Annotated in this window: 13 protein-coding genes and 1 pseudogene; 1 reads left to right on the forward strand and 13 read right to left on the reverse strand. The window is 66.1% G+C overall.

Annotated elements, in window-relative coordinates:
- Window positions 1–27: 27 nt before the first annotated feature.
- From QX094_RS01745 to QX094_RS01770, 6 genes are all read right to left on the reverse strand, one after another.
- A complete protein-coding gene (locus QX094_RS01745) occupies window positions 28–2,337 on the reverse strand; it encodes a xanthine dehydrogenase family protein molybdopterin-binding subunit (protein ID WP_316187559.1) in 2,310 nt (769 codons plus the stop codon).
- Between the two features lie 152 nt (window positions 2,338–2,489).
- Complete coding sequence (gene murJ, locus QX094_RS01750) at window positions 2,490–4,019, reverse strand: murein biosynthesis integral membrane protein MurJ (protein WP_316187560.1); 1,530 nt, start codon at window positions 4,017–4,019, stop codon at window positions 2,490–2,492.
- Between the two features lie 357 nt (window positions 4,020–4,376).
- The gene (locus QX094_RS01755) at window positions 4,377–4,646 is read right to left on the reverse strand and encodes a hypothetical protein (protein ID WP_316187561.1); all 270 of its coding nucleotides are present in this window, start codon (window positions 4,644–4,646) and stop codon (window positions 4,377–4,379) included.
- Window positions 4,647–4,727: 81 nt separating this feature from the next.
- A complete protein-coding gene (locus QX094_RS01760; protein ID WP_316187562.1) occupies window positions 4,728–5,072 on the reverse strand; it encodes a hypothetical protein in 345 nt (114 codons plus the stop codon).
- 1,207 nt (window positions 5,073–6,279) lie between these two features.
- Window positions 6,280–7,431: a DegT/DnrJ/EryC1/StrS family aminotransferase gene (locus QX094_RS01765; protein WP_316187563.1), complete on the reverse strand. Its 1,152-nt coding sequence runs from the start codon at window positions 7,429–7,431 to the stop codon at window positions 6,280–6,282.
- A 55-nt stretch (window positions 7,432–7,486) separates the two neighbouring features.
- Window positions 7,487–8,494, reverse strand: coding sequence for a Gfo/Idh/MocA family oxidoreductase (locus QX094_RS01770; RefSeq protein WP_315712777.1), 1,008 nt, complete (start codon window positions 8,492–8,494; stop codon window positions 7,487–7,489).
- Window positions 8,495–8,854: 360 nt separating this feature from the next.
- On the opposite strand from QX094_RS01770, the gene QX094_RS01775 reads away from it, so the two are divergent.
- Window positions 8,855–9,565 (forward strand): DUF1223 domain-containing protein, encoded by a 711-nt coding sequence (locus tag QX094_RS01775; RefSeq protein ID WP_316187564.1) that lies wholly within the window; start codon window positions 8,855–8,857, stop codon window positions 9,563–9,565.
- Between the two features lie 9 nt (window positions 9,566–9,574).
- Here QX094_RS01775 and QX094_RS01780 read toward each other — a convergent pair whose 3' ends face one another.
- The 7 genes and pseudogenes from QX094_RS01780 to QX094_RS01810 form a co-directional block, all read right to left on the reverse strand.
- On the reverse strand, window positions 9,575–11,794 hold the full coding sequence (locus QX094_RS01780) for a tetratricopeptide repeat protein (protein ID WP_316187565.1): 2,220 nt from the start codon (window positions 11,792–11,794) through the stop codon (window positions 9,575–9,577).
- Window positions 11,795–11,871: 77 nt separating this feature from the next.
- The gene (locus tag QX094_RS01785; RefSeq protein ID WP_316187566.1) at window positions 11,872–14,091 is read right to left on the reverse strand and encodes a tetratricopeptide repeat protein; all 2,220 of its coding nucleotides are present in this window, start codon (window positions 14,089–14,091) and stop codon (window positions 11,872–11,874) included.
- A gap of 63 nt (window positions 14,092–14,154) precedes the next feature.
- Window positions 14,155–14,389: pseudogene (locus QX094_RS01790) on the reverse strand (acetylglucosamine transferase); the annotation flags it as partial.
- Between the two features lie 328 nt (window positions 14,390–14,717).
- Window positions 14,718–16,940 carry a tetratricopeptide repeat protein gene (locus QX094_RS01795; RefSeq protein ID WP_316187567.1) on the reverse strand — a complete coding sequence of 741 codons (2,223 nt, stop codon included), beginning with the start codon at window positions 16,938–16,940 and terminating at the stop codon, window positions 14,718–14,720.
- Window positions 16,941–17,010: 70 nt separating this feature from the next.
- Complete coding sequence (locus tag QX094_RS01800; RefSeq protein ID WP_316187568.1) at window positions 17,011–18,423, reverse strand: mannose-1-phosphate guanylyltransferase/mannose-6-phosphate isomerase; 1,413 nt, start codon at window positions 18,421–18,423, stop codon at window positions 17,011–17,013.
- A gap of 11 nt (window positions 18,424–18,434) precedes the next feature.
- Window positions 18,435–19,451, reverse strand: coding sequence for an NAD-dependent epimerase (locus QX094_RS01805; RefSeq protein WP_315768256.1), 1,017 nt, complete (start codon window positions 19,449–19,451; stop codon window positions 18,435–18,437).
- 10 nt (window positions 19,452–19,461) lie between these two features.
- Complete coding sequence (locus QX094_RS01810; protein WP_316187569.1) at window positions 19,462–20,745, reverse strand: nucleotide sugar dehydrogenase; 1,284 nt, start codon at window positions 20,743–20,745, stop codon at window positions 19,462–19,464.
- Between the last annotated feature and the right edge of the window lie 2 nt (window positions 20,746–20,747).

Consider the following 20,747-nt stretch of genomic DNA (forward strand, 5'->3'; position numbering starts at 1 on the left):
ATCGGAGGAGATCCGGAGGGAGAGTACTCAGAGACTATGACGGCGATGCTGCTCCCGGATCGCGATCCAGACGCGCTCCGGGGTCGCCGGCATGTCGATGTGATCGATCTTGTACTCGCGCCAGAGGGCTTCGACGATCGCATTGACGACGGCCGGACAGGAGCCAATCGCGCCCGCTTCGCCGGCGCCCTTGACGCCCATCGGATTGGTCTTGCAGGGCACGTTGTGGGTCTCGAAGGTGAAGGACGGCGCGTCGGCGGCGCGCGGCAGCGCGTAGTCCATGAAGCTGCCGGTGACGAGCTGAGCGTCGGAGTTGCTGTAGACCACCTGCTCCATCAGCGCCTGACCGATGCCCTGCACCGCACCGCCATGCACCTGGCCGGCCAGCAGCAGCGGATTCAGCGTCACGCCGAAATCGTCGACGATGACGTAGTTGACGATCTTGATGATGCCGGTCGCCGGATCGATCTCGACCTCGGCCACATGCGTGCCGTTCGGATAGGTGCCATCGGCGCTGGCGAAGGTGGCGCTGCCGTTGAGCTTGGCGGGATCTGTGCCCGGACGCTTGGCGAGATCGGCGAACGAGATCGCGCGGTCGGTGCCGGCGACGCGGATCACGCCGTCGGCGATCTCGAGATCGCCGAGGCCGGCCTCGAGCGCTTCGGCGGCGATCTGCTTGAGCTTGTCGCCGAGCTCATGGGTGGCGCGCTGCACGCTGACGCCGCCGGAGGGAATCGAGGCCGAGCCGCCGGTGCCGAGGCCGGTCGCGATCTCCTGGGTGTCGCCCTGGTGGATGTGGACCCGCTCCGGCGGCAGGCCGAACTGCTCGGCGACGATCTGGGCATAGGCGGTCTGATGGCCCTGCCCGCTCGACTGCGTGCCGATCAGGATGGTGACGTCGCCATTGGGGTCGAGCCGCACATTGGCGGTCTCCTCGCCCATCACGCCGCAGACCTCGACGTAGCTCGCGAGCCCGATGCCGCGGATCAGCCCGTGCTTCTTGGCGGCCTTGGCGCGCTTCGGAAACTCCTTCCACTGCGCGATCTCCATCGCGCGCTTGAGATGCGCATTGAAGTCGCCGGAATCATAGACCTTGCCGGTCGCGGTCTTGTAGGGCAGCGCGCGCGGCGGAATGAAGTTCTTGCGCCTGATCGCATCGACGCTCATGTCGAGCTTGCGCGCGCAGGCATCGACCAGGCGCTCGATGACGTACGCTGCCTCGGGGCGGCCCGCGCCGCGATAGGCGTCGACCGGAACGGTGTGGGTGAAGATCGTGCGCACCCGGCAGTGGAACGCCTGGATGTCGTAGAGGCCCGGCAGCATGCCGGCGCCGCCATGCGGGATGTACGGCGCGAAGGTCGAGAGATAGGCGCCCATGTCGCCCATCAGGTCGACGTCCATGGCGAGGAACTTGCCGTCCTCGGCCAGCGCCATCTTCGCCGTGGTGACGTTGTCGCGGCCCTGCGCGTCGCCCATGAAATGCTCGGAGCGGTCGGCGGCCCAGCGCACCGACTTGCGCAGCCGCTGCGCGGCGACCGCGAGCAGCGCATACTCCCGGTAGGGAAACAATTTTGTGCCGAAGCCGCCGCCGACGTCGGGGCAGATCACCCGCATCTTCTCGGTCGGGATCTTCAGCACGTTCTGGCAGAGAATGTCGCGCAGCCGGTGGCTGCCCTGGCTGCCCGCCGTCAGGGTCAGATGATCGCGCTTGGTGTCGTATTCGCAGACCGCGGCGCGCGTCTCCATGAAGCTCGCGACCACGCGCGGATTGACGATGCGAATCTCGGCCACCGCATGCGCTTTCGCGAAGGCCGCCTCGGTCGCGGACTTGTCGCCGATCGAGACGTCGAACAGCACATTGCCCTTGTGTTCGGCCCATACCTGCGGCGCATCCGGCTTGATCGCGTTCACGACGCCGGTCACGGCCGGCAAGGTCGTCCACTCGACCTTGATCGCCTCCAGCGCGTCGCGCGCGTGATCCAGCGTATCGGCGACGACGAAGGCGATGGCATCGCCGACGTGGCGCACCTCGTCCTTGGCGAGGATCGGATAAGGCGGCGCGGTGAAGGGATCGGTCTCGAGATTGAACAGGCAGGGCAGCCCACCGAGCTCCGCGGTGTCGGCGGCGGTCAGGATCAGCGCCACGCCCGGCAAGAGCCGCGCCTGGGTGACATCGAGGGTGAATTTGGCATGGGCATGCGGCGAGCGCAGCACCAGCGCATGCAAGGCGGCAGCCGGCGCCAGATCATCGGTATAGCGGCCCTTGCCGCGAATCAGCGCGTCGTCCTCTTTCCGGAGAACGCTTTGTCCGACGCCGAACTTGATAGGAGCTGCCATCTGGTTTCACTTCCCGCTTGCATTGTCGCGACTATTGGACGGCATATTGCAGCGGAACGAAGACTCGCGCAAACGCCATATGGCCGCCCCTGGACCCACGCGCGGTCAACTCTCGGCAGGCATGCCACCAGCTCGATGCTGCAGCGCAAACATCAGCGCCGCACCAGCGCCTTGAGCCAGCGCGGGCCGAACAGCACCAGAATGGCGCCGGCATAAATGACGGCCCCCGCCACGATCAACAGGCCGAGAACGGCTTCGTCCTGCAAGCGGCCGAGCGAAGCGAGATGGGCCGATGCCACCAACGCCGTCGCCCACAGCGCCGCCGCGAGCACCACGCCGGTTCCGGCAAATTTCAGCAGCGACATGGTGAGCCGCCGATCGAACCGCAGATAGCCCTTGTGCACGGCGAAGCCGAGCACGAGCAGCAGGTTGATCCAGGCGCCGACGGCCGTCGCCAGCGCGAGGCCGACCTGGGCGAGCGAGCCCATCAGCAGCACCTTCAGCACGACGTTGGCGGTCAGCCCGGTGAGCGAGGCCTTCACCGGCGTGGCGGTGTCCTTGCGCGCGTAGAAGGTCGAGACCGCGCTGCGGATCATCACGAATGGAATGAGGCCGACGGCATAGGCGGCGAGCGTCGCCCCCGCCGCCGCCGCATCGCCCTTGGTGAAGGCGCCGCGCGCGAACATCGCCCGCGTGATGACGTCGGGCACCGCGAGAAAGGCGGCCACGAACGGCACCGAGAACAGCAAGGTGAACTCGAAGGCGCGGCGCTGCTGCTCCATGGCCCCCTCATGATCATTCGCCGTCAGCCGCCGCGACATTTCCGGCAGCAGCACGGTGCCGATGGCGATGCCGATCACGCCGATCGGCAATTGGTTGAGACGGTCGGCATAATACAGCGCCGAGATCGCGCCGGCGGGCAGGAAGGTCGCGATGATGGTGTCGGCGAACATCGCGACCTGCGTGCCCATCGAGCCGAGCGTGGCCGGCCCCAGCGCGCGGAAGAAGGCGCGGATGTCGTCGTCGAGCTTGAGCGGCGCAAAGCGCGGCAGCCCGCCATGGCGGGCGAGGTCGCCGGCCAGCAGGAAATATTGCAGGAAGCCCGAGATCAGCACGCCCCAGGCGGCGGCATGTCCGACGCCGGGAAAGAACGCCGCCAGCGCCAAGGTCGCCATCATCGCGAGGTTGAGGAAGATCGACGCCGCCGCCGCGCTGGCGAAGCGCTGCATCACGTTGAGCATGCCGCCATAGAGCGTCACCAGCGTGATCAGCAAGAGATACGGAAAGGTGATCCGGGTGAGCGTGATCGCGAGCTCCCGCTGCCCCGGATCGTCGGTGAAGCCGGGCGCCAGGATCGTCATCGCCTGCGGCATGAACACCCAGGCGAGGATCAGCAGCACGACCTGCGAGGCCAGCAGCAGGGTGAAGATGCGGTCGGCAAACAGGCTCGCGGACGCCGGCCCCTTCTCGCCATGGACATGCGCATAGGCCGGCACAAAGGCCGCGTTGAACGCCCCCTCGGCAAAGATCGCCCGGAAATGATTCGGCAGTCGGAACGCGATGAAGAACGCGTCGGCGACCGGCCCGGCGCCGAGGATCGCCGCCAGCATGATATCGCGGGCAAAACCGGTGAGGCGCGACAGCAGCGTATAGCCGCCGACGGTGAAGATGCGTCCGAGCATGGGGGGCTTCTAGAGCATTGCGGGGGGAGTTTGAAGCGGGGAACGTGCTGACTGGCCGCTTGCGGCCAAAATACGGCAGCCTGGTCGCGCCCCTTCCCCGCTGGAGGAAACGAATGCACGGATTTCCTGGGCAAGGACAGCGACAGCTCAAACCCATCCCCGCTTACGGCAGAGCACTTGCACAGGCCGCCCGACATTTCGCGCCCGTCTGCGTCCCCGTCGTCGTGGCCGGGCTTGTCCCAGCCATGACGGGATAACTAATTGGGCACTACATGCGACGAACAAGCGAAGTGTCATCCGTCGCGCCCGGCGCGAACACCGACAGATGCCGCATCTCCAAACCGGCGCTGGTTGGCTTTAACGAACGTCCGCCAACCACGGCACAAGCCGTCGCGCCTCGTTTTCGGCTGTCTCTACCGTGTCATAGATTCCGCAATCGGGACCTGGCGGTCCCCATTCGCCTTCGAGTTGCTCGCCTGCAAGGATGATGGGGCAATCCGGATCGTCGTTGGGCAAGCTCGCCGACAACCACTGCCTTTGATACGTATAAGCTCCATCTGGTCGGCGCAAAATTAGCACGCGCTCGCGGCCATTGATGCTTTCAAGCGTCTTGATCGTCGAATACATTGCGCGTTGCGCTCATTCTGAAATTATGATGCGGATGGCAGCCGGTGGAAGGATCAGCACGGCCTAATCCGCCGCGCGCGGTCACCAATCCAGATTGACCGCCATGCACCGACTGCAAAGCAAGGCCCCTCTTGGAATCTCTTGCTTGCAGTTGTGACACCGTGACTCGGCGTCCCGTATATGAAGAACGTTGGCCTTCGCCTGATGAACATCACACCCCGACACGCGCGTGAGCATCTTGATCGCCTCGATTGAATCTGAATGCCGCAAGCGCGCGATCTCGCTCCTGTCCACCGACGACAGGCCCTCGAGCAGCAGAACGATCGCGCGACAATGCGGGCAGACCAGATGCCATCGGCCGTCGGGCGAGAAGGCCTCATAGGACCATGATTGATCTGCGAACGTATCGAGCAGCTTCTGCGTCATTCTCTTTGGCATGATCGTCCCCAAATTTGGCTGCAGACGATAGACTGGATTTGCTCAGCAAGAATGGCCCTGGCTCATTCGACTTTGTTGGACCGACCTCGCTACGGCCGCGACAGCGCAAGACACGAGAAACCGCGACAAGCGAACCGCCTTGTCGTGCAACTCAGGAATGGCGCGATGAGGCCATTCTCGCGGCAGTTGCTGTCGGGCGTGCTTCGCGCCGTCAGTATTGCCTGCTCCAAGAAACCTATTTCGCGAGCCGCTTCAAGCCCATCCCTCGATCCAGCCCGCCTCGGAAAAATATTCTTCTTTCTTTTTATCAGAAATCATGATTGTATGTCGCCGTCCCGTCTCGATCAGAGGGGCGCTTCGCGGTCGTCACGGACGTTGAGGCGGGATGCGGTGGGCGTGTCGATGTTGCAGCGTGGTTCTCCATGCCGACGAACGACGTCGATGCGCACGGTCAAGTCGCGTGGTCCTGGCATCCCGACGCTGATGCCAAGTTGGTGCTGATGCGCAAAGCGCAGTGCCGATGACGGTGGCCAAAAAGCCCGGAGCACCGGGGAGAACGCGAAGCAGCCGTTCCATCCATCGCGCGGGGAATGCCGGGATGTCTCGGCTGAACCTGTGGTTCCTGCCGCCTGCATTTTTTTCGCAGGCGGGCCATGGGTGCGGCCAGCGCCCGGCATTCCCCGTGCCCTCTTCGAGGAGAGGGCAGGACGAACAGCAAAGCTCGGACGCCAGATGCGCCGCGAGAAGGTGAACACATGTCTCACCACCGTCATTGCGAGGAGCGTCAGCGACGAAGCAATCCAGAGTCGCACCCGGGGCTCTGGATTGCTTCCGCCGTCGCCCTTCGGGCTATGGCGGACAAGTCACTTCGCTCGCAATGACGATGAGTATGCCGGTCGCACGTCTGCACTTGCGACGCTGGCGGGGAGGCGAGAGGCGCACCACGCACTCCGCTGTCGTCCCGGACAAGCCTGCCGACGCGAAGCGGCGGCGGGCGCTGATCCGGGATTCATACGCCGTGCGGCCGATGGGGCGCGTGGAACGGGCCGCCTGCCCGTTTCAGAGATCACGCGGTATGGGTCCCGGCGTTCGCCGGGACGACAGTGTGATTTGGGGCTGCCAACGGGGCAGATCGCCCGCCGGCGCTGTGAGCCGCGCCGCAGCAAGCGGCGTGACGTCAAGGATGCGTAGCGCCTCAGGCCCGGACCGCGCCGCGGACGACGTCAATGATACGCGCCTGCGTCGGCTCGTCGAGATAGGCGTGCATCGGCAGGCTGATGACATCGCTAGACAGCTGCTCGCTGACCGGCAGGCCGCCATCGGCGCTCGGGAAGATGCGGTAGGCGGTCTGCTGATGCATCGATTTCGGATAGTAGATCGCGGTCGGGATGCCCTGCGCCTTCAGCGCGGCAGCAAAAGTGTCGCGGTCGACGCCCTTGGGCAGGCGGATGGTGTATTGCGCCCAGACCGAGGTGCAGCCGTCGACGAGGCGCGGCACCTTCACGACGTCGGCCAGCGCCGCGGTGTAGCGTTCGGCAACCGCGTTGCGCGCGGCGATCTCGTCCTCGAAGATCCTGAGCTTCTCGATCAGCACCGCGGCCTGGATGGTGTCGAGCCGCGCGGTGAGGCCGAGGCGGACATTGTCGTATTTGTCGCTGCCGCCGCCATGGGCGCGCACGCTGCGCAGGCGCTCCAGCAGGCCGGCATCGTCGGTGAGGATGGCGCCGCCGTCGCCGAAGCAGCCGAGCGGCTTGGCCGGATAGAAGCTGGTGGCGGTGGCGAGGCCGAAGGTGCCGATGCGGCGGCCCTTGTAGCTGGCGCCAAAACCTTGGGCTGCGTCGTCGAGCACGAACAGGCCTTCGTCCCCCGCGATCGCGGCGACCGCATCGTGGTCGGCGCTCTGCCCGAACAGGTCGACCGGGATGACGGCCTTCGGCTTCAGGCCGAGCCGCTTCGCGGTGGCGATGCCGCGGCGGAGCGAGGCCGGATCGATGTTGAAGGTGTCCTCCAGCACGTCGACGAACACCGGCGTGGCGCCGGTCAGCGCCACCGCTTCGCCGGTGGCGCAGAAGGTGAAGGACGGGCACAGCACCGCGTCGCCGGGGCCAATGCCCTGGGCCATCAGCACCATCAGCAGCGCGTCGGTGCCGCTGGAGCAGCTCACGGCGTATCTGGCGCCGCAGAATTCAGCCAGCTCCTTCTCGAGCTGGATGATTTCGGGGCCGCCGAGAAACTGGCAATGCGCGAGCACGCGGGCGACGGCGTCATCGAGCGACTTGCCGAGCCGCTGGCGCTGCGCGGCGGTGTCGATGAACGGAATGGGCTGATGACGCAGGTGCTGGTTCATGAGCTCTGACACATGTTCGCAAACGGAAATGAGGATGAAGCGAAGGCCGGGCCGGCTAGCCGGCCGCGCGCAGCTTGGTGGCGGCGGCCTCGGCCGGGCGATGGCTCGAGGTTTCCAGGCACTGCGTGGCGATCGCCAGACTCGCGACGCCCTCGTCGCCGGTGACGGCGGGCGACGTGCCCGAGCGCACCGCATGCAGGAACGCGATCAGCTCGGCGCGCAGCGGCTCGTCATGGCCGACCGGCAGATGGCGCATCGAGTAGCTGCCGTCCGGCTTGAAGCCGAAGCATTCGGTGACCTGGCGGGTGAGCAGGTCGCCCATGATGTACTTGCCGCGCGTCGCCACGGTGACGTTGCGCGCCTTGAACGGCGTCAGCCAGTTGGTGTTGATGTGGGCCAGCACGCCCGAGGCGGTGCGGAACTGCAGAAGCGCGATGTCCTCGCGCTCGGCCACCGCGCTGGAGAGTTGCGGCTGCACCTCGATGATGTCGGACTCGGTGAACCAGCGGATCAGGTCGATGTCGTGCACGGCGAGGTCGATGACGACGCCGACATTCGACATGCGCGGCGGGAACGGGCCGACGCGGGTGATCGCGATCGACAGGATGTCCTCGCCCGCGATCGCCTTCTTGATCGCGGCGACCGCCGGATTGAAGCGCTCGACATGGCCGATCATCAGGGTGACGCCGGCGCGGTGCGCGGCCGAGACGATCTCCTTGCCTTCCTCGACCGTGGAGGCGATCGGCTTCTCGACGAGCAGATGCACCTTGCGGGCGATGCAGGCGAGCGCGAGCTCGTGATGCAGATGGGTCGGCGCGGCGATCGTCACGGCATCGACGCCCTCGGCGACGAGCTCATCGAGCGTCTCGAAGGTCGGGCAGTTCGCAAGCTCGGTGACGCGGCTGCGATGCGCCGGCAGCGGATCGACGACGCCGACGAGGTGCACGTCGGGCAGACCGGCGAGCACGCGGGCATGGTTGCTGCCCATCACGCCGGCTCCGATCACGCCGACTCGCAGCGCCTGCCTCAGCTCGGCCTTGTGGCCCGCCCCCTTGGAACTCATGTCATCGACCCCATCAATGTCCCCGGATTGCGACGTCACGGATTGGCCGCAACGGTTAACGAACGGCAAATCACCGGTCGAAGCTCTCCTAGCATGCCGCTTGAAGCGAGGCGAATGCGGAAACCCTTTTCAGGACACGATTTGATTCAGAAAGTTACATCGGGTGCGGACGAAAAGCGCTGTCTTTTGAACGGCGTGCACGATGCCCCTCACGTGTGGCGAGCGCCCTGCTCACGCGTCACGACAGGCCGCGAAGGTCACGGTCGATGCGTCTTCACGCCTGCGTGTTGGCTACGGCAGGAGGTAACATGGTGGATCCCGCCGGCGAAGGAGATCACGTCACATCGCGGGAGAACACCCATGACCCTCTGCCTCGCCTCGCTCCGCTACGCCTCATCCTTCGCCGTGCTGCTCGCCTCGCTTGCCCCGTGGTCGCCGTCGGTGGCCGCGGTGGATCGGCCTGTCGTCATCGAGCTCTTCACCTCGCAGGGCTGCTCCTCCTGCCCGCCTGCAAACGCCTATCTGAACGAGCTGGTGCGGCAGCGCCGCGACGTGCTGCCGCTCGCCTTTCACGTCACCTATTGGGACCGGCTGGGCTGGAAGGACCCGTTCTCGTTGCCGGCCGCCACCGATCGCCAGGCCCGCTACGGCAGCCGCTTCGGCGACGGCTCCTACACGCCGGAGATCGTCGTCGACGGGGTGACGGGTCATGTCGGCTCCAACAGGGCCGAGGTGGGAGCCGCGATCGATCGCGCCAGGGGCGCGAGCGCGACGGCGGCGCGGCTCAAGCTCGCGCGCGATGGCGACAGGCTCACGGTCGAGGTCGGCGGCGGTGAAGGACGCGGACGCCTTCTCCTGGTCGGCTTCGATCATCGGCACGAAACGGCGATCCGCCGCGGCGAGAATGGCGGCCGCACGCTGGAGGAGCTCAACGTGGTGCGCTCGGTGCGTCCGCTGGCAGATTGGAGCGGCACCGCGCTGCACCTCACCGAACCCATGCCGGAGGGCGAGGATGCCGCCGTGATTCTCGAAGCGGAGGACGGGCGCATCGTCGGCGCGGCGCGGCTGTAGCTGCCGAGGTCAGGACGAGGCGCAATGGCGACACCAGAACAGCCGATAGCCCTCCTCCACCCTTCTTGTGTAGGTCTCGACGTTGCCGGCGGCGGAGTTCGCGACCATCGCCGGCAGCTCCGTCCGCAGCTTCGCCAGAGCTTCGGGCTGGGCGGCGTATCTCAGGGCGATGGCGATATAGCCGTCATCGTCGGTCGCTACGAACTCATCGAGCCCGACCGCCGTGTTGATCGCCGCGGCCGCGCGCGCCGCCGCGCCGTGGCCGAGCTTGGCGATCACCGGGACGCCGGCCTGCAGCGACTCCCAGGTGCTGACGCCGCCGTTCTGCGGGAACGGGTCGAGCGACATGTCGATGCCTGCGAACTGCGCGATGTGCTGGTCGCGCGTCGACAGGCCGAGGCAGGTGATGCGCTCCTGCGCGATGCCATGCGCCACGAACCGCGCGACGAGGCCGTCGCGCAGCAAGGGCGCATCGAGCGCGCCGTTCTTGATGACGATCCGCGAGCCCGGCAGCGCGCCCATCAGGCGGGACCAGAGCGCGAGCGCAGGCTCGGAGATCTTGTCGATCCGGTTGAAGACGCCGAACGTGACGGTGCCGTTGCGCAGCATCGGCAGCGGTGTCGGCTGCCATCCCGGCAAGGGATCGGTGGTGATCACGGCCGGCAGATCATAGACCTGCTCGGCAAACAGCGGACGCACAGCCTCCGGCACGGTCACCGGATCGGCGAAGAAGTAGTCGATGGTCGGAAGCCCCGTGCCGGTGCCGCTGCCCCACGCCGTGACCTGCACCGGCGCCGGCTTGCGCGCGAACACCGGCAGCCGGTTGCCGGCGGAATGGCCGGAGAGGTCGACGAGGATATCGACCTGATCGGCCTCGATGCGATCGCTCAGCTCCTCATCGGACATCTGCCAGGCGTCGACCCAGAGGTCGGCGGCGGAACGGCATCGCTCGGTCATGCCATCCTGCAGCGGCGAGCAGGAATAGCAGACGACCCTGAACGCCCGATGGTCGTGGTGGCGCAGGACCGGCAGGAACACCAGGGCAGCCGAGTGATTCCTGAAATCGGACGAGACGTAGCCGATGGTGAGCCGCCGCTCCGGATCGCGGTCGCGGACCGGCGGCGGCCGGCGCGTGATCTTGCTGCCGATCCTGGTCCACCATTCCCGGCGTACCGCCTGGTGCTGAGCGAAATCAGTATCCGGCATGAAGTCGAGCAGGAAGATCTTCGCGGTGATCGCATCACCGAAATCCGGCTTGATCTCGAGCGCACGCTCGAAGTGCTGCAAGGCCGTCGCGAGATCGCCCTGCTTGCAGAAGCATTCTCCGAGCCAGGTCCAGGCAACCTCCGACTGCGGGTTCTGCTCCAGCACCTTGCGGCAGGCATCCATCGCCGGCGCGATATTGTCCTTGATGGCGCTGAGCTGCGCGAAGCCCAGAAGCGCGACGTCCAGCCGCGGATCGAGCGCCAGCGCGGCCTCGAAATCGGGCATCGCCTTGTCGAAACGTCCGGCCTGCTGATGCAGCCGGCCGCGTTGCGCCAGCACCTGCGCGGCGTTGGGTTTGATCGCAAGCGCGGCGTCGAATGCCGCGAGCGCCTCGTCGGAATGGCGCAGATTGATGCTGGCGAGTCCCTTGCCGAACATCGCCTCCATGTGACGCGGGTTGAGCGACAACGCGCGATCGAAGCTCTGATTGGCCTCCGCATTGCGGGCGAGCGGAAGCAGCGCCATGCCGCGATTGCAATAGGCGTCGGCATAGTCGGGCTTGAGCGCGATCGCCCGGTCATGCGCGGCGATCGCCTCCTCCGGCCGCCCCAGGCGCATCAGCGTGTTGCCGAGGCCGGTGAGCGCCACGAGCAGATTCGGTTTCAGCGCGATGGCGCGCTCCTGGCATTTGCGCGCCTCGTCGAAGCGCTTGCGGTTGAACAGCGCGAGACCGAGATTGGAGAGCGCCTCGGCATGCCGCGGCTCGATCTCCACGGCCCTGGTCAGGGCCTGCTCGGCGAGGTCGAGCTGGCCGCCGTCGAGCGCCGTGACGCCGAGCAGGTGCAGCGCATCGAAATGGTCGGGAAGCAGTGCCAGAATCTGGCCGCAGATCGCCTGCGTCTCGGCGTGACGGCCGGCACGATACGCCGCCACGGCGCGCGGCATGAGCTCATCGGCCTGCTTACGATGCTTCTTCTGCAATCTCGCATTCTGGAAGGCACGAGAGCCGACGTCACTTGCCAAAGCTGGCCTCCAAGATGCAAAATCTGAACGCGGATGCACTCGACTGCGGCATGGCGCCATGCCGGACAAAACCGGCCTCAACCCGAGGCCGCGCAATAACGCCGCCAGATGACGCGGTAGCCCTCCTCGACCTTGCGCGCGTAGGTCGCCACATTACCGGCGGCGGAGCTCGCAACCTGCATCGGCAGCTCTGCCCGCAGCTTGGCCAGCGCGACCGGCTGGCTCGACTGCTTCAACGCGATCGCGATGTAGCTTTCGTCGTCCTCGGCCACCCAGTGGTCGAGCCCGACCGCCGTGACGATCGCGGCGGCGACGCGCGATGCCGCGCTGTGTCCGAGCTTGGCTACGACGGGAACGCCGGCCTGCAGCGATTCCCACGTACTGACGCCGCCATTCTGCGGGAATGGATCGAGCGAGATATCGACTTGCGCAAATTGCTCGATCTGCTGCTCGCGCGTCGACCAGCCGAGGCAGCTGATGCGGTCCTCCGTCAGGCCCTGAGCGGCGAAGCGCGCCAGCAGCCGGTCGCGCAGCAAGGGGTCGTCGAGCGAGGCGCTCTTGAGCACGATGCGCGAGTCCGGCAGCGCGTGCATCAGCCGCGCCCACACCGCGAGAACCGGGTCAGTGACCTTGTCCAGCCGGTTGAAGACGCCGAAGGTGACGAAGCCATTGCGCAGCATCGGCAGCGGCGTCGGCTGCACGCCCGGCAGCGCGTCGGTGGTGATCACCGCCGGCAGGTCGTAGACCTGCTCGGAGAACAGATGCCGCGCCGCCTCGGGCACCGTGACGGGATCGGCGAAAAAGTAGTCGATCGTCGGCAATCCGGTGCCGGTGCCGCTGCCCCAGGCCGTGACCTGGATCGGCGCCGGCTTGCGGGCAAACAGCGGCAGCCGATTGCCGGCGGAATGGCCGGAAAGATCGACCAGAATGTCCACGCGATCGGCCGCGACTCGATCGGCGAGCTCGTCGTCGGACATCTGGGAGGCACCGACCCAGACCTCGGCGCAGGCCCGGAACTGGGCGGTCACCGCATCCTGCACCGGTGAGCAGGCGTAGCAGCAGATCTGGAACTCGTCGTGGGTGGCATGCTTCAGCAAGGGCAGATAGGCCAGCGCCGCCGAATGATTCCTGAAATCGGACGACACGTAGCCGATGACGAGGCGTCGCTCCGGATCGAGGTCGCGCGGCGGCAAAGATCGCTGCGCGATGTGGCGGCCGATGCGCTGCCACCACTCGCGCCTGATGGCCTGATGCAGCTCGAAGTCAGCGTCCGGCTTGAAGTCGAGCGTGAAGATCTTGGCGGTCATCGCCTCGGCGAAATCGGGCCTGATCTCCAGCGCGCGCTCGAAATGCACGACGGCCGCATCAACCTCGCCCTGCTTGGCATAGCATACACCGAGCCACAACCAGGCATCCTCGCAACGGGGGTTGCGCTCCAGCACCTTGCGGCAGGCATCGACGGACCGGGCCACGTCCTTGAAGTGGCCGAGCTGGGCCTTGCCAAGCAGCGCGATCTCGAGCCAGGGATCGCAGGCCAAGGCCGCCTCGTAGTCCACCTTGGCCTGATCGAACCGCCCCGCCTGCTGGTGCAGCCGGCCGCGCTGCGCCAGCACCCGCGGGGCGTTGGGCTTGATCGACAGCGCGGCGTCGAACGCCGCCAGCGCAGCGTCGACGTGATGCAGGTTGAGGCTCGCCAGGCCCTTGCCGAACATCGCCTCCATGTGGCGCGGGTTGAACGACAGCGCACGATCGAAGCTATGATTGGCGTCGGCGTTGCGACCGAGCGGAAGCAGCGCCATGCCGCGGTTGCAATAAGCGTCGGCGTGATCGGGCTTCAGCGCAATCGCGCGGTTATGGGCGGCGATCGCCTCCTCCGGCCGGCCCAACCGCATCAGCGTGTTGCCGAGGCCGGTCTGCGCGACGACCAGCGACGGCTTACTCGCGATCGCGCGCTCCTGGCATTTGCGCGCCTCGTCGTATCGCCCGAGATTGAATAGCGCGAGGCCGAGGTTGGAGAGCGCCTCGGCATGGCGCGGCTCGATGTCGACCGCCTTGGTCAGCGCCTGCTCGGCGAGCTCGACCTGGCCGCTGTCGAGCGCTGTGACGCCGAGCAGATGCAGCGCGTCGAAATGATCGGGCAGCAGCGCCAGGATCTGGCCGCAGTCCGCCTGCGCTTCGGCCCTGCGGCCGGCGCGATAGGCGGCGACGGCCGTCTGCATCAGCGCATACGCCTGCTTGCGTTGCTTCTTCTGCAGCCGCGCATTCTGAAACGCGCGGGACCCGACATCGCTAGCCACAGAAAATCTCCAACTAACAGCCTCGACTGGTTCGTTGCATGTGCCTGCTGCCGACCGCCACACTCAAGCGGTGCTGGCGCAGTAGCGTCGCCAGAGTTGCCAAAAGCCCTCTTCGACCTTGCGCGTATACGTTTTCGACGTTGCCCGCTGCAGAGCTTGCGCCCCGCGTCGTCAGCTCGGCTCTGAGCTGAGCCAGCCTGGTCGGCTCGGCCGCGTGCTTCAAGACCACGGCGATATAGCCGTCGTCGTCCTCTGCCACCCAGTCGTCGAGCCCGATTGCGGTGTTGATCGCGCCAGCGTCGTCCGGTAGCAGCCCCAGGACCAGGGCACGGAGCGCGCGCGCCTCCGCCGGCCGCCGCGCGTGATATTCGGCCGTTGCGGTCGATAGCAACCGCTCCGCCTGCTTGCGATGCTTCCTTTCGAATCGGGCGTTTTGAAATGCACGCGAGCCGACATTGCCAGCCAAGGATCGTCTCCAGATCAGATGAGCCGAATGATAAGACGCAACCTAGGCGGCCGGTGACACCGGCCGGACAAGCAAGCCGGCGTGGGGACGGCCGCTCGCGAACGCCGCGCGCGAGGCTAGCACGATACGCTTGATTCGCGCGAAACGCCGCCGGCAGTGCTCAAGCTCCAGCCGCGCAATGGCGCCGCCAGAACGTGCGGTAGCCTTCCTCGACCTTCCGCGTGTAGGCCATGACGTTGCCGGCCGGCGAGCTCGCCACGCGCGCCGGCAGCCCGGCCCTGAGTTGCGCCAAGGCAACGGGGTCTGCGGCGTGCTTGAGGGCGATCGCGATGTAGCCGTCATCGTCCTCGGCCACCCAGTCGTGGAGGCCGACCGCCTTGACGATCGCGCCGCCGAAGCGCGAGGCCGAGTTGTTGCCCAGCTTGGCCACGACAGGCACGCCGGCCTGCAACGACTCCCAGGTGCTCACGCCGCCGTTCTGCGGGAAGGGGTCGAGCGAGATGTCTATCCGGGCGAAAGCGGCGATGTGCTCATGCCGCATCGAGGAACCAAGGCAGGTCAGCCGCTGCTCCGCGGTGCCATGAGCCACGAACCGCGCGATCAGCCCGTCGCGCAAGAAACTGTCGTCGAGCGCACCATTCTTCACCACGATGCGCGCATCAGGCAATGCGCGCATCAAGGCAGACCAGACGCCCAACACCTGATCGGAGATCTTATCGACGCGGTTGAAGACACCAAACGTGACGTAGCCGTTTTGCACCATCGGCAACGGCGTCGGCTGTGCATCCGGGAGCGGTTCCGTCGTGATCAGGGCCGGCAGGTCATACACCTGCTCGGCGAACAGCGGCCGGACCGCCTGAGGCACCGTGACCGGATCAGCGAAGAAGTAGTCGATGGTCGGCAGGCCGGTGCCGGTCGCATAGCCCCACGCCGTGACCTGGATCGGCGCGGGCTTGCGCGCGAACAAGGTGAGGCGGTTGCCGGCCGAATGTCCGGACAGGTCGACGAGGATGTCGACGTGGTCCGCCTGGATGCGGTCGGCAAGCTCGTCGTCCGAGAGCTGCCAAGCATCCACCCAGACGCCGGCGGCGGCCTTGCACTGGTCAGTGACCGAGTCCGCCAGCGGCGAGCACGAGTAGCAGATGACCTTGAAGGCCGCCTGGTCGTGATGGCGCAGCACCGGCAGGAAGGCAAGCGCCGCCGAATGGCTGCGGAAATCGGACGACACGTAACCGACCGTGATGCGGCGATCCGGATCGCGGTCGAGGGCGGCAAGCTGGCGCTGCGGGAGGTGCACACCGATCCGCTCCCACCATTGGCGCCGGACCGCCTGATGCGCGGCCACGTCGGCGTTGGGATCGAAATCGAGCGCGAAGATCTTCTTCAGGATGGCATCCTCGAAATCCGGCTTGATCTCGAGCGCGCGGTCGAAATGCTGGATCGCGGCGGCGACATCGCCCTGCCGGGCGAAGCAGGCGCCGAGCCAGAGCAACGCGACCTCCGACGACGTGTTGGTCTCCAGCACGCGCTTGCAGGCGAGCATCGCCGGCGCAATCCGATCGGTGAGCACGCCAACATGCGCCTTGCCGAGCAGCGCGGCTTCCAGCCTCGGATCGATCGCCAGCGCCGCCTCGAAATCCACCTCGGCCTCGTCGAACCGGGCCATCTGGACGTAGAGCCGGCCGCGCTGGGCGATAACGGCCGCCGCCCCCGGCTTGAGGGCGAGCGCCGCGTTGAAGGCGGCGAGCGCCTGATCGAGATGACGCAGATTGACGCTGACGAGCCCTTTGCCGAACATCGCCTGCATGTGGCGCGGCGAAAGCCCCAGCGCGCGGTCGAAGCTCTGGTCGGCGTCCTCGTTGCGCTGGAGAAGCAGCTGCGCCATACCACGGTTGCAATAGGCGTCGGCATAATCCGGCTTGATGGCGATGGCCCGGTCGTGCGCCGCGATCGCCTGGTCGAACAACCGCATGTTCATGAGCGTATTGCCGAGGCCGGTCCATGCGGTCGCAAAGACGGGCTTCAGCGCAACGGCGCGCTCCTGGACGGCGCGGGCTTCCTCGTAGCGTTTCAAGCTGGCCAGCACGAGGCCGAGATTGGCCAGGGCCTCGGCATTGCGCGGCTCCACCGCGACCGCGCGGGTCAGGGCCTGCTCGGCGAGGTCGAGCCGACCGCTGTCGAGCGCGGAGGCGCCGAGAAGGTGAAGAGCGTCGAAATGATCGGGCACGAGGGCCAGCGCCTGACCGCAGATGGCCTGGGCATCGGCATGCCGGCCCGCCCTGTAGGCCTCGACGGCCTTCGGCAGCAGGCCGTCGGCCTGCTTGCGGTTCTTCTTCTGCAGGCGCGCGTTCTGGAACGCGCGCGATCCGATCGTGCTTTGCAAGGAAGCTCTCCGGCGGACGACGTCCGGGGCTATCTAGCACGGCTCGCGTGATTCGCGGCGAGACCCCGCCCTACTCGCGGCGGTAATCGTCCTCGATGCGGATGATGTCGTCCTCGCCGAGATAGGACCCGGTCTGGACTTCGATCAGTTCCAGCAGGATCTTGCCCGGGTTTTCCAGCCGGTGCACCGCGCCCATCGGAATGTAGATCGATTCGTTCTCGTGCACGGTCTTGACCGTCTCGTTGATGGTGACCCGCGCCGCGCCGCGCACTACGATCCAGTGCTCGGAGCGGTGATAGTGCTTCTGCAGCGACAGCCGCTGGCCGGGCTTGACGATGATGCGCTTGACCTGATGACGCTCGCCATTGTCGACCGACTGATAGCTGCCCCAGGGCCGATGCACCTTGATGTGCGCCTCGGTCACTTCGGGCGCGACGGTCTTGAGCTTGGCGACCAGCCGCTTCAACCCGTTGGCATCGCGCTGGCGCGACACCAGCACGGCATCCTGCGCCGCCACCACGACGAGATCATCGACGCCCTCGAGCGCGACCAGCGCCTTGTCGGTGACCACGTTGCAGTTGCGGGAATCCTCGAACACGGCGGTGCCGCGCGCGGCATTGCCCTGCCCGTCCTTATCGGACAGTTCCCAGACCGCATGCCAGGAGCCGACATCAGACCAACCGCACGACACCGCCACCACGGCGGCACGTTCGGTCTTTTCCATCACGGCATAGTCGATCGAGATCGGCTTGGCCGCCGCGAAGGCATCGGAGTCCAGGATGATGAAGCCGAGGTCGCGGCCGGCCTTGGAGACAGCGTCGATCACCGTCTGCACGCTGCCCGCATCGAACTTGCGGTATTCATCGAGCAGGACCGACGCGCGGAACATGAAGTTGCCGCTGTTCCAGAGATAGCCTTCGCGAATGTAGCGCTCAGCGGTCGGCTGATCCGGCTTCTCGACGAATTTCGCGACGGCCCGCACTTCCCCGGATACCGATGCACCCGGGCTGATATAGCCATATTCGGTGGCCGCGCGCTCCGGATTGACGCCGAAGGTGACGATGCGGCCGGCCTCGGCGGCCGCGAGCCCCTGCCGGCACGCCGCGAGGAAGGCCGCGGTGTCGCGAACGACGTGATCGGCCGCGAGTGCCAGCACGACAGCGTCCTGATGGCGCGACTGGGCGAAGGCAGCTCCGGCTGCGATGGCCGGGCCAGAATCACGCCGCATCGGCTCCAGCAGCACGTCCGCCTCGATGCCGATCTCGGCCAGTTGTTCCAGCACCATGAAGCGATAGGCCAGGTTGGTGATGATGATCGGCCGTTCGAAGAGATCGGCATCGGATACGCGCAGCAGCGTGTCCTGGAACGTGGAACGGGCGCCGAACAGCGGCAGGAACTGCTTTGGGCGAACCTCCCGCGATGCCGGCCACAGCCGGGTCCCGGCGCCGCCGCACATGATGAGAGGAATGATGCGTCCGGTCATGAATCAACCCGTTAAATTCGGTGATAGTCGCGGTACCATTTCGCAAAACGTCCGATGCCGTCGGCGATCGAGGTCGCCGGCCGGAAGCCGATGTCGCGTTCGAGGTCGCTGACATCAGCATAGGTCGCCTCGACGTCGCCGGGCTGCATCGGCAGCATTTCCCTGATGGCCGGCCGCCCGAACTCCTTCTCTAGTAATGTTATCACGTCCATCAGCTGTTCGGGATGATTGTTGCCGATATTGTAAATCCGCCATGGCGCCCGGCTGCTCGACGGATCGGGCCTGTTTCCATCCCAATCCGGGTTTCCCTGGGGCGGGCGGCCGATCAGGCGGACGATGGCCTGCACGATGTCGTCGACATAGGTAAAATCACGCCGCATCCGGCCTTGATTGAACAGCTTGACCGGCTGCCCGGCGAGGATGGCCTTGGCAAAGATGAACATCGCCATGTCGGGACGGCCCCAGGGGCCGTAGACGGTAAAGAAGCGCAGGCCGGTTGACGGCAGCCGGTACAGATGGCTGTAGGAATGCGCCATCAGCTCGTTGGCCTTCTTGCTCGCCGCATAGAGGCTGATCGGATGATCGACATTGTCCTTGACCGAGAACGGCAGCTTGGTGTTGGCGCCATAGACCGATGAGGACGAGGCGAACAGCAGGTGCTCGCAGCCGTGATGGCGGCATCCTTCGAGGACGTTGATGAAGCCTTCGAGATTGGCGTCGACATAGGCGTGCGGATTTTCCAGCGAGTAGCGCACGCCGGCCTGGGCCGCGAGATGCACCACGGCGGGAAAGCGATGCTGGGCAAACAGCGCCTTGATGCCGGCGCGGTCGACGAGATCGAGCTTGTGGAAGGTGAAGCCGGGCTGCCTCTTGAGAATGTCGAGGCGCGCTTCCTTCAGCTTCGGATCGTAATAAGCGTTGATGTTGTCGATGCCGACCACCTGCCGTCCCTCGGCGAGCAGCCGCTGCGATAGGTGAAATCCGATGAAGCCGGCGGCGCCGGTCACGAGGATGGGATGATCTGCCATGGTCGCTCCGTCAGGGTCGCCACAGTTCGATGGCGGCGGGTTTGCTCGCGCGGTCGAGCTTCATCTTCACGTCGAGCACGAGGCCGCCTGCGTCGCGCAGAAGCCCCTGCACCAGGGGCCAGCCGCCGGCGAGATAGGCGTCGTGCGACACCGCCAGCACGACCGCATCGGCCGGACGCAGCGCCTCAATCGCGGTCAGGTCGATGCCGTACTCCTCGTGCACGGCGGCGCGATCTGCCAGGGGATCGGCCACCTGCACCTCGATGCCGAACGACTGCAGCTCGCTGATGATGTCGATCACGCGGGAATTTCGGATGTCCGGCACATTCTCCTTGAAGGTCATGCCGAGGATGGTGACGACACCGCTGCGTCCTTTCCGCTTCAGCAGCCCGCGAATGCATTCGCGCGCGATGCGCCGGCCCATCTCGTCATTGATGCGGCGGCCCGCCAGGATCACCTCGGGATGATAGCCTGCTTTCTCGGCGCGGTAGGTCAGATAGTATGGATCGACGCCGATACAGTGGCCTCCGACCAGCCCCGGCGAGAACGGCAGGAAGTTCCACTTGGTGGCGGCGGCGGCCAGGACGTCTCCGGTATCGATGTTCAGCGCCTGGAAGATCAGCGACAGCTCGTTCATGAACGCGATGTTGAGATCGCGCTGGGTGTTCTCGATCACCTTGGCGGCCTCTGCGACCTTGATCGACGGCGCACAATGGATGCCGGCGCTCACGACCGAGCCGTAAACTTTGACGACGATGTCCAGCGTCGCAGGATTCTGCGCCGCCACGACCTTGGTGATGCTCTCGAAGCGATGGGTCCTGTCACCTGGGTTGATGCGCTCCGGCGAATACCCGACGTTGAAATCGACTCCGGCCTTCATCCTGGAGCCGTCTTCCAGGATCGGAATGCAGTCCTCCTCCACGGCGCCAGGGTATACGGTCGATTCGTAGACGACGATATCGCCTTCCTTAAGAACCGCCGCCACCGTGCGAGTGGCCGCGAACATCGCACTCAGATCCGGCCGGCGTGCGGCATCGATGGGAGTCGGCACCGTGACGATGAAGAAGTCGGCTTCGGCAAGGTCCGCAGCGGCGCTGGTGAATGTCAGACCCGGCTGCGAAAGATCGGCTGCATCGACCTCGCAGGTCCGATCCTGGCCGGCCTTCAGCTCGGCAACGCGCGAGGCATCGATGTCGAACCCCAGGACTCGACGGCCTACCCGCGCGAACGCTGCCGCGACTGGCAGGCCCACATAGCCGAGGCCAATCACTGCGATCTTCCTACCATGAGACATAA

Origin of the sequence: Bradyrhizobium sp. SZCCHNS1050 (assembly GCF_032484785.1) — a bacterium.
Taxonomy (GTDB): Bacteria; Pseudomonadota; Alphaproteobacteria; order Rhizobiales; family Xanthobacteraceae; genus Bradyrhizobium.